The sequence below is a fragment of the Spirosoma utsteinense genome (genome assembly GCF_014282275.1).
In the GTDB taxonomy this organism is placed as follows: Bacteria; Bacteroidota; Bacteroidia; order Cytophagales; family Spirosomataceae; genus Spirosoma; species Spirosoma utsteinense.
On sequence record NZ_VFIA01000080.1, the window covers coordinates 1 to 9374 of the forward strand.

Here is a 9374-nt window from a genome sequence, read left to right on the forward strand (position 1 = left end):
TTAGCGAAGCGTTTATGGTCTAAACCGGTGGCCGACCGCCATTGGCGGTCAGTTTTTAAAGCCTTAATTGAAAGATTCATAAAGCAAAATTATGCCATTGCAACAAGTCTATTTGACTGAAAAATTGCATTTTGAAACGTATAAGCAGTAATACTTATACGTTATGTAACTATTATTAGCTTTTTGACGCATGTTAACATAATTTCTCATTATGTTAACGATATTTAATTATGATTGACAAAAAATAAAATCTTTATATTTTTATATTCCTACTTATACGTTATTTTATCAATGAAGGGAAAGTACAACGCCCGGCCCCTCGTAGGAGGAGACCGGGCGTTGTGTTATTTTGAGATGTGTTTTATAATGAATGTTATGTTATTCGATTATAAGCAGAAAGCGGCCAATCTGTCAGAGTAGCCGCTTTCCCCCAAAAATGCAAGAGACTTACTTATTCTCTTTATTCCCCTTTCCAATTTATTAGCCTGGTAGCAGGTGCAGTAGGCGAGCAGCTGCCCGCTCGCCGTCAGTTTCATTCAACGGATAGAATCCAATGGAACTTCCTTCCAGGCGGACGCCATCCCAATGCCCTATGCTATCACGATATATGACCGCAAACCCGGCCAGATCGCCAATCTCGGTCCGAATATCATCCAGTACGTTTTCTATGTCATTGGTCACGCTTTTGCTGCCCTGATCCAGGTCAACAATGGCAATGACGCTGCCCTTAACGGTGTAAGTATAATCCGCTCGAATTTGTCCTCTGTGTCGGTTACGTTGCTCCATTGGTGGTAATCGTGACTAATCAGAAAATAGCCCTCTGTATACTGGAAACCACTATATTTAAGCCGTGACTACTCATTCTGGCTAAAATGACTAATCAGGATTATTTGACGATTAAAGAAGCGGCTCAGCTTTATGGGCGCTCTGAACAAACCATTCGGCGACTAGTCAAACAGCATGTTTTGACTAGTCACGTTCATTCTGAGGATACCTCTAAAGGGAAAGCGTATCAGATCAGTTCGCTGTTGCTACAGCAGGAATATGAAGCCCCTATGGTGGCCACGTTGCCCGCTCTGATTGTACCTGATTCACTCCAGCAGGAGAATCAGCAATTACGGGAAGCGGTCGCTGAGCGTGACCGGACGATTCAGCAATTGCAAAATAGACTCTTTGAGCAAGGCGACATTATGAACGCGATGGCTAATCAGATGACTAGTCAACTGACTAATCAGAAGATGGGTCATATCGAAGAGTTATTGATTCAACAAAACGCCCAAATAGGCGATTTGCAAAAACGGTTGCCCGCGCCTGGAGCTGATGAACCATCCCCCGATCGGCGCAGCTTATGGAGCCGCTTATTCGGTGGCTGATTCGTTTTCGATCAAGTCTAAGTAAGTATCCAGTTCGCCCGGCTCTAAGTTTTCTTTCTCGGATTTGTCGTAAACGGCCAGTAAGTACACCGCTTCCTGAGTGACCTTGACGAACGTAATCACGCGCGCCCCACCGGATTTGCCTTGTTTCTTACTGGCAATAGCCATACGCACTTTGTAACAACCTTTCCCCAGAGCCGCCCCCTGAGCAGGTTCTTCCCGCAGGGAGTCAAACAATAGCCGCAGATCATTCTTCAGCGATGGGTATTTCTTAGCTAGTCGTTTCACCTGACGGTCAAAGGTTGGCAACCGTTTCAGGTCATAACTCATCGAGTAATTCGTAAGCGTCCCGGGCCTGCGTTTTGCCAGCCAGTACGTCGTTTAATTCCTCGACCGCTTCCCCCAGTTCGGCCAGAAACAGGGCTTTTTCATTGGATATGCCCACCGGTAGCGGCTTAGCTTTCACAAACGATAGGCTACGCAGCAGCTCCATCATGAAGCCCACTTTGCTATCAGGAATGTCTAAAACAATTTTCATACGAGCAAGATACTAAGTTCTGTCCTTTTTGGCGTGTTTTTGGGCTCTGTGCGCCCCTATCTACCGATCCGCAGCCATTCCCCTTATTTTTCCTTTCCCTTCGTTTCTAAGCCAAATACTTTAGCTGTATAGCTTCCAACGTTCTTTACCTTGCCATCAGCGACTTTTACCTGTACGTCGTAAAGTTGGCGGGTAATGACCTCGACCGAGTGATTAGACAGCACGACGTCGGCCTGATCGGGCCGCAGCCGGAATTGCTTGATTAGTCGCTCGTGCAGGGTCGACGTTTGTACTGGTTCGGGTTTGGCTTGGTAGAACACTTCAAACTCAACTTCAACGACAGGTTTACGACCACGGCCAGGACGGTCCCCGTAGATCGGTTGGTAGTTGAACGTGATGTCAGTATGGCCGTTAATTTCTTTAGCTGCTACGTCTAAAACCGCTTTCTCGAATCGAGTCCAGTTGGAGTAACTGTCTTTCCCAGTCTTTGTGTCGATGACCCAAAGCATCGTTTTGAGATCAACTAAGTTGCGCCGAAAGGTCTTATCTTTCATATTTTTATACATGCAAAGTAGTTCGTAAACTCGTTTCGCATAAGTTGAATTAAGCGAGATAGCAGCGACCAACTGAATTTTAGTAAACCTTGTATTCAAGTCTACGTAGAAGGGTCTCACCATTTGGGATAACTCAATCTGAATTGTTCCTGTGCCTTTTCGGTAGAGTGCTGAAGCTATAAATCCTGCTTGTAGGAGATCCCCATTAGGGAGCGTCGTCTCAAAAACGCGAGTTATCAACTTTCGCGTAGCCTGTCTGTATGTCTCAAACTTCAACTCGCCTTGTCCAGTGACTTCGGCCATCTCTCTGACTGACACTTGGTACATTGTAGTCGGTGGATCATCCTTACGAACTTTGGCTACAACCATGTACAGGATATTCTTTTCGGCTTCGGTCATTTCGTAACGAGCCATTGTTAAAACATTATCTTGCCAAATCTCTACAGCCTTGTTCATATCAATTGATTTACAGACAAATGTAAAAAGTGTTTTATTAAAGTTTATACTACTAAAAAAGAAAATTTTATTACCGACCAAACGCTACTTTATAAACCCCATCTCACCGACCAAACGCTACTTTATAAACTCCATCTCACCGACCAAACGCTACTTTATTACCGACCAAACGCTACTTTATTAAAGTTATCCACAGTGTAAGTAACTGAAATTCAAACACTTACAACGACATTTTTCTCCTTACAAGTGTTAAACAAGTGATATTTGAAAATACACAAGCACTTGTTGTAAAAAAAGTGGCTTGAAAAACGGCATTTAGGGTAGCTGACGCGACCGAAAAACGAACTATCCAAAGTCTGCTGATGAGCAGACCAAAAATCAAATTGGAAAGGGAAGAAAAAAGCAAAAACTAAAGGGGAAAAAGGGGGGCGGCAACTATAAATATAGTTAAAGTCCGATTTTTACTAACTTATTCGACTAGATAGGATCTCCCCCGACAGCCGCAGTGGTAGCCAGCTTTGCACCCGTCGTCTCCTCTTGACTAATGCCTTCTTACAAAACAGGGAAAAAAAGAAACCCTATTTGCGTGGAAAGCCATCCGGTGCGTAACTTTGTCGGGATTGTGAAGCAAGCCATGACTTTGTAGCTACAAACTACGCCTATCGGCTTGTTTTGCGCTACAAAGTCCCCACCCGTTACGCAAGCTTACGGGCGGTTTGGCTTGCAACCGTTCCTTTTGATCCCCCTTCCAATGACTGAAAACAAGGTTATCACGATGCGCTTTCGGGCCAGTGTCGATGAACAAAAGCAGATCGAAGCAAAGGCTAAATTGGCTGGACTAACCGTCAGTGAGTATGTGCGCCGGGTGGCCACCGATCAGACCGTGGCCGAGCGACTACCCGCCGAGTTGCGGCAGGTCATTACGGGTGTGGCTAACAACCTGAACCAATTGACCCGCTACGCCCATCTGCGGCAGTTCGATGACCGGGCCATTAATGAGATACTATCCGCTCTAAAAACGGCCCTGCGATGATCGCCAAAACCAGTATTGGCCGTAGTTTCGGTTCTGCCCTGGAATATGGGGCCGGCTTAAAGGAAGGGAAAGAAAAGAAACCTTCGCAATTGTTGGGCGCATCGAACTTAGGAGCGCGCGATCCGCAGGGAATGGCCGCTGAAATGATGGCCGTAGCGGATAGTAGCCGATGCCAAAGCCCGGTCTGGCATACGTCCCTGAATTGGGCCAAGGGGGAAGAAGTCCAGAAGGAGCAGTTACTCCGAGCCGCATCAGAGTACTGCCGCCAGATCGGAGCTGACCCTACCCGCCACCAGGTGGCCATCTATCAACACCACGACCGGCCTCACACTCACATTCACATTTACATCAACCGTGTTCCTCTGGACGGTGGTCCCGCGCTGGACACGAGCCACAATTACGCCCGCAATGTGAAGGTGTGCCAGGCAATCACTGAACAGCTAGGCATGCGCAGGCTACCCGGACAGCGGCAGAGTCTGAACGATCATAACCCTCAGAAGCAAAGTACCCGGGAGTATGTGCAAGAGACGCTCAAAACAGCACTTGTGAGCCCTCAAGTGACGACAGTTGAGCAGTTGGGTGAACAGTTGCGGTTAAAGGGCGTGGAGAGCCAGTTTAAGCACGATAGCCGGGGGGTGTTGGTAGGGTGTAGCTTTCGTTATGACCAAATGGCCGTCAAAGGCACCGAAGTAGGCCATAAGGCTAAGCAGATCGGTCAGCAGTTGAGCCTGAACCAGCAGGCGCAGCACCAGAGCCAAACGGCCTGGGATGCTTTATTTCAGGGTTATGCCGCTGCGACCGAGAAAGACCGCTGGGATGAGCTTGCAAAGGGCTACCAGCAGACGAAACAGGAAGAAGTGAAACAAAATATTGCTAAGCAGCAGAAGACCCCAGAAACAGAAGAGAAACAACAAAAGAAACCCAAGCAAAGGTTAGGACTATGAACCCTCAAGATTTATTCGACGATATAAAAGCCATTAAAGCCCAATTAGAGGCCCTAAGCCAACGGCCCGCCCCAGCTACGGCCAAGCAATTGGAGCAGATTAACAATCGCGTTATCACGCTGGATGCTAGAGGTTTTGCCGAACACGTACTACCCGATTTAAAAGAGGGGTTGCCCAATACTATTGCTATCGAGAAAGCGGCAGATGAAGCGGCTAATCGTATTACGCAGACAGCCGATAAAGCGGCTAAAAGTATTGGCCAAGCTGCAGAGAGGATTCCCCGTCAAGTTCGAGTCACGGGTGACATCTACGGATTTACTACTTTTTATGCCGCTTTAGCGTATGGTATGGTACTTGTAACAGTGGTTTTCGGTGCTTGGTTGATCTGCAATCATTACAAAGAACAAGCTCAAGAATCAGTGATTTATCAACAAGCTCAAGAAGTTATTCTAGAACGAAATTATTACTACAATCAGATTCAAAATTACAAACGTAACAATCCAACTTATACAAAGTTGTTTCCTGTTTATGACAAAAGATTCTAATAAACAAGTACTTAAATCGTTATTTGATTAAAATGTTAAGATAAATTGGTAATTTTAAATTGATATGCGTAACTCATGATCCTAATCAGATGAGTACCATAATAAGGTCATAGTTGTAAGTGAGAAAATGTGCTTATAAATAACTACTAACTCTTTTAAAGAGGGCTATGTGTATGAAAAAGTTTGCAAAATACTTCCTGTTTATCTCCTTATTTGTGAATTTTCGTATGACAGCTGTAGGACAAGGTATGCTTCAAAACAAGAAACAGAATACTTTGTACTTTGAGTTATTGGGTAGCGGTGGGCTTTATTCATTAAATTATGAGCGAGTTTTCACAAATTTTTCTAAAATTAATTATGGTTTCCGTGTTGGAGGATCTTTTTGGAATAGAGAGCGGCCCAATATCAACAGTATTGTTGAAGGTCTAATTATAACTGGTTCCAAGAATCATCATCTAGATTTAGGAATGGGATTAAACATCGGCTCTGGCCCTAATTCGGATTTTTCAAATTATGTGAGCCAATTTCATATATACATGGTTCCTCGCTTAAGCTATAGGTTTCAACGCCCCACAGGAGGTTCAGTTGTTCGTCTCGGTTTGACACCGTTTGTTGCTCTAACGAAAAAAACACCTGACCGCTTCTATACATATCCTTTGTATGTAGGCATTTCAGTAGGTCATGCGTTTTGAGATAAAGAACAAATAGTATATACTAAAAACTAAATATAAAATACCATGTGTAAAACATCGTATTATAAAACAATTTTTCATCTATTTTATAATGGAAAAAATATTATACTACCGCTCGTTATTTTATTAATATTAACTCGACAAACAAGTAGTCAAAATTTAGTGCCTAACGGAGATTTTGAGAATATAAAAAGCAATAAATGTAACTTCAGTACTCCTCAAGAAAATATAAGTGACTATATATATAATTGGTATACCCCTACCGTCGGAAGTACAGATATGTGGTTTAGTGACTCATTAAAAGATAAAGAATGTTCACAGAATTTATCAAAATTTGGCATTAATCCTAGATCAGGAAATACTTGTATTGGCTTGTATACGTTGTCTGAAAATATAAGCAACTATAGAGAATATGCGCAAATTAAATTGACTAAACCTCTTATCAAGGGTAAAAGTTATGTAGCGAAATTTTATGTTCGACTTTATCGAGATTATAGTGGAGCAAGTACAAATAACATAGGTATCAGTTTTTCTAAAAATATAGTAAGTGGTGACGGAGGTAATAGCTTACCATCTATAATTACCAGTAGAAAAGTGATGATAAACCAAAATAGTATACTGACGAATAGCCAGGATTGGGTGGAAGTAAATGGTTGTTTTACGGCTGATGACAGCTATAGCTATATGACCCTAGGTAATTTCTTTTCCGATGAACAAACGAAAATAGAGTTTATTGATAATTTAACGCTTAAACAAGCTTACTACTTTATTGATGATGTTTCCGTAGAGGAACAGGCATTTACCTTACCATCCTTGAATCTAGGTAAAGACACCACACTCTGTAATGGTCAAAAATTAGATTTAAATTTGCAACCAGGAAACTACGAAGTTGATTGGCAGGATGGTAATAAATCAAATGCTTATGTAATAAATAGAGCAGGTAAATATTGGGTAACTCTCAGACAAGGAGAATGTACAGTTAGCGATACTCTTAACGTGAAAGTGTTACCGCCCATTAAATTACCTAATGATACATTGTTATGTCGTGGCCAACAAATAGTACTAAATCCTCATTATCCTTTTGAATTGATAAATTGGAGTTCAGGTTCAGTAGATTCAGTTCTAATTGTTTCTGAATCAGGAGTATACTCGGTGAAAGTAAGTTCTCTTCATTGTGATATTTCTGATTCTATCACTATAAAATTCGAAGAATGTCCCGGTTTTGTACCTAATGTATTTACGCCTAATGGAGATGGAATCAATGACAGGTTTTCAATTCAAAATAACGATTTCAATAGTTGGAAGATAGAAATATATAATCGTTGGGGTAACCGGATTTATAACTCTAACCCTTATAAAAATGATTGGGACGGAGGTGATTTGCCGACGGGATTGTACTACTATAGATTATTTAGTGAAAGATTTAACATTAGTATAAAAGGTTGGGTTCAAATCTTGAGATAAATAAAAACGAATTTAAACTATCTGAAAATTAAATTTACACTAACATTTCATAATATGTTCTGATTAAAATGTCAGTTATAATCAGAACATATTATGAAATGTTAGTGTAAATTTAATTGAGAATGACTTGGCTCTTGTTTACGACATCTCCATATTTTACATGTAAAAAATAAGTTCCTCTAGGTAGATCACTTACATTCAAATCAACAGCCTTACTTCTTTTAAAGTACTGGTCTTTCTTAGCTCTCTTAACATCAAACTCTTTTTCTACTTTTCCTTTCTCATTAACTAGCACTATATCTGTAAGAACTTCATCAGCTAATTCGCTACTTTCAAAATCCACTTTAAGATTACTAACAGCAGGATTTGGATACACACTAAATCCTTGACTAGTTTGGCTTATATAAAATGTATATGAGCTGCTACCGCAACGATTAGATACATTTACTACTACACGAATAAAGCCGCTAAATGAAAATTGACAGCTTGAACCACTAGGATTGAGAGAACCACTTCCATTTGTAATCTGCCAGTTGAAAGAGGAACCCCCTCCTTGACTAATGTTCATAAATCCGTTTCCACTTGGGACATAAACTACTGAACCCGCGTTCGACCCGTTCACAGATCCACTTGTTACTATAGGACTACCAACCCATACCGGAGTTGTTGAGGTACGATTAATTGTCATACCTCCTTCGGTCCAAAGTGCTGTACTGGATAATACACCTGCATTCCCATTAGATGGCGAAGGTGGTGATTTCATTGAGAAGACCGCATTAAATGTTCTTCCTGAAGTGTTTTGCAGATAAAAGTTAGTCCCACTTAGCAAAAAGTTAGAGGGAGCCGTATAGTTATATGGGTAATGATAGTCACACGCTTGGATTGTTGGTTGATTAACTGTCACATCCTCATTTCCAGAACAGAACGTTATTAATCCGCCATTCGCTACTTGTATGTCTGCCAAATACCTTTGAACATCTATCGTCTTTGTGGATATAGCAGTTCCAGCCCAATACATAGTAAGTACCACTCTGGAAGTACCTGGCGAATTACTAAATTGAATTATAAACGAATTTCCTTGGGCTATGTCTTTCGCTCCTTGCTCAGTTAATGGGCTGTTAGGTGCTGAAATATCATACACGTCCCATTTAATTCTGTCATTAATTCCATAGTTACTAACGGTGTATACGTTTTGGCACGGAACTTTGTCTGACCCGCAAGCACAAACAGACGTTGGTCCCTGTAGGTCCCATCCGTTTGACTTAGAAACAAATCCAATACAGATTACACAAATAATCCAAAATGACCTTCTTAGCATTGTAAAATTAGCTTTCATGGGATTTGTGAGATTTAATTGTTAGTTGAAGATTTGTACCTAGATTAAAAGCGTTTTCTTTTTAGACAATTATTTATTGTGATTTAAAAGGTTTTGTGTCCATATATGTATTACGGAATTTTTAGAATTCAAGAAAATTAATATTGTAATATTAATTTTCTTGAATTCTAAAAGCCCAATTTATTGTATCTAAATCTTTTCTATTTCATTTAGTTATACAACTAAATTTAAATTCAATGAATATTATTTTTCTAACTTGAGTTTTTCTGGCTAAATATTATATTTTTTGATGGTACTTTCAAAAATATTCATATCATTGTTTGAAAATTTATATTAGACTTGTTGTGATGGTGACTATGAGCTAGTTAACTAAATAGAAGTTCCATAAACCCGCGCAGATTCCTATCGCTGATTCGTACAATGTGACCTTGTGGGTTCG

11 protein-coding genes are annotated in these 9374 nt (G+C 41.0%); 6 read left to right on the forward strand and 5 right to left on the reverse strand.

Features of this window, described 5'->3' with window-relative positions; all coding sequences use genetic code 11:
- Nucleotides 1-480: 480 nt before the first annotated feature.
- Complete coding sequence (locus FH603_RS26950) at nucleotides 481-786, reverse strand: hypothetical protein (protein ID WP_186742238.1); 306 nt, start codon at nucleotides 784-786, stop codon at nucleotides 481-483.
- 86 nt (nucleotides 787-872) lie between these two features.
- Between FH603_RS26950 and FH603_RS26955 the strand changes: the two genes are divergently transcribed.
- Nucleotides 873-1373: a helix-turn-helix domain-containing protein gene (locus tag FH603_RS26955; protein ID WP_186742240.1), complete on the forward strand. Its 501-nt coding sequence runs from the start codon at nucleotides 873-875 to the stop codon at nucleotides 1371-1373.
- Here FH603_RS26955 and FH603_RS26960 read toward each other — a convergent pair.
- From FH603_RS26960 to FH603_RS26970, 3 genes are all read right to left on the reverse strand, one after another.
- Complete coding sequence (locus tag FH603_RS26960) at nucleotides 1359-1703, reverse strand: type II toxin-antitoxin system RelE/ParE family toxin (RefSeq protein ID WP_186742242.1); 345 nt, start codon at nucleotides 1701-1703, stop codon at nucleotides 1359-1361. The two genes, FH603_RS26955 and FH603_RS26960, sit on opposite strands and share 15 nt — an antisense overlap.
- Entirely contained in the window at nucleotides 1693-1911 is a 219-nt protein-coding gene (locus FH603_RS26965) for a hypothetical protein (RefSeq protein ID WP_020600305.1), read from the reverse strand. The genes FH603_RS26960 and FH603_RS26965 overlap by 11 nt, the downstream gene beginning before the upstream one ends.
- An 83-nt stretch (nucleotides 1912-1994) precedes the next feature.
- Nucleotides 1995-2921, reverse strand: coding sequence for a replication initiation protein (locus tag FH603_RS26970; protein WP_186742244.1), 927 nt, complete (start codon nucleotides 2919-2921; stop codon nucleotides 1995-1997).
- A 751-nt stretch (nucleotides 2922-3672) separates the two neighbouring features.
- On the opposite strand from FH603_RS26970, the gene FH603_RS26975 reads away from it, so the two are divergent.
- From FH603_RS26975 to FH603_RS26995, 5 genes are all read left to right on the forward strand, one after another.
- The gene (locus FH603_RS26975) at nucleotides 3673-3954 is read left to right on the forward strand and encodes a plasmid mobilization protein (RefSeq protein WP_186742246.1); all 282 of its coding nucleotides are present in this window, start codon (nucleotides 3673-3675) and stop codon (nucleotides 3952-3954) included.
- Entirely contained in the window at nucleotides 3951-4898 is a 948-nt protein-coding gene (locus FH603_RS26980; RefSeq protein WP_186742248.1) for a relaxase/mobilization nuclease domain-containing protein, read from the forward strand. The genes FH603_RS26975 and FH603_RS26980 overlap by 4 nt, the downstream gene beginning before the upstream one ends.
- Nucleotides 4895-5443: a hypothetical protein gene (locus FH603_RS26985; protein ID WP_186742250.1), complete on the forward strand. Its 549-nt coding sequence runs from the start codon at nucleotides 4895-4897 to the stop codon at nucleotides 5441-5443. Before FH603_RS26980 ends, FH603_RS26985 begins: the two co-directional genes overlap by 4 nt.
- A 173-nt stretch (nucleotides 5444-5616) precedes the next feature.
- Complete coding sequence (locus tag FH603_RS26990; protein WP_186742252.1) at nucleotides 5617-6135, forward strand: hypothetical protein; 519 nt, start codon at nucleotides 5617-5619, stop codon at nucleotides 6133-6135.
- Between the two features lie 45 nt (nucleotides 6136-6180).
- Nucleotides 6181-7599 (forward strand): T9SS type B sorting domain-containing protein, encoded by a 1419-nt coding sequence (locus FH603_RS26995; protein WP_186742254.1) that lies wholly within the window; start codon nucleotides 6181-6183, stop codon nucleotides 7597-7599.
- Between the two features lie 112 nt (nucleotides 7600-7711).
- On the opposite strand, the gene FH603_RS27000 is transcribed toward FH603_RS26995, so the two are convergent.
- Nucleotides 7712-8935, reverse strand: coding sequence for a T9SS type A sorting domain-containing protein (locus FH603_RS27000; protein ID WP_186742256.1), 1224 nt, complete (start codon nucleotides 8933-8935; stop codon nucleotides 7712-7714).
- Nucleotides 8936-9374: the final 439 nt, after the last annotated feature.

Bases quoted from the DNA above. Each gene is read 5' to 3' on its own strand.
- FH603_RS26965 (WP_020600305.1), bottom strand. From the start codon at position 1,911: ATGAAAATTGTTTTAGACATTCCTGATAGCAAAGTGGGCTTCATGATG.
- FH603_RS26985 (WP_186742250.1), top strand. From the start codon at position 4,895: ATGAACCCTCAAGATTTATTCGACGATATAAAAGCCATTAAAGCCCAA.
- FH603_RS26995 (WP_186742254.1), top strand. From the start codon at position 6,181: ATGTGTAAAACATCGTATTATAAAACAATTTTTCATCTATTTTATAAT.
- FH603_RS26975 (WP_186742246.1), top strand. From the start codon at position 3,673: ATGACTGAAAACAAGGTTATCACGATGCGCTTTCGGGCCAGTGTCGAT.
- FH603_RS26990 (WP_186742252.1), top strand. From the start codon at position 5,617: ATGAAAAAGTTTGCAAAATACTTCCTGTTTATCTCCTTATTTGTGAAT.
- FH603_RS26950 (WP_186742238.1), bottom strand. From the start codon at position 786: ATGGAGCAACGTAACCGACACAGAGGACAAATTCGAGCGGATTATACT.
- FH603_RS27000 (WP_186742256.1), bottom strand. From the start codon at position 8,935: ATGAAAGCTAATTTTACAATGCTAAGAAGGTCATTTTGGATTATTTGT.
- FH603_RS26980 (WP_186742248.1), top strand. From the start codon at position 3,951: ATGATCGCCAAAACCAGTATTGGCCGTAGTTTCGGTTCTGCCCTGGAA.
- FH603_RS26955 (WP_186742240.1), top strand. From the start codon at position 873: ATGACTAATCAGGATTATTTGACGATTAAAGAAGCGGCTCAGCTTTAT.
- FH603_RS26960 (WP_186742242.1), bottom strand. From the start codon at position 1,703: ATGAGTTATGACCTGAAACGGTTGCCAACCTTTGACCGTCAGGTGAAA.
- FH603_RS26970 (WP_186742244.1), bottom strand. From the start codon at position 2,921: ATGAACAAGGCTGTAGAGATTTGGCAAGATAATGTTTTAACAATGGCT.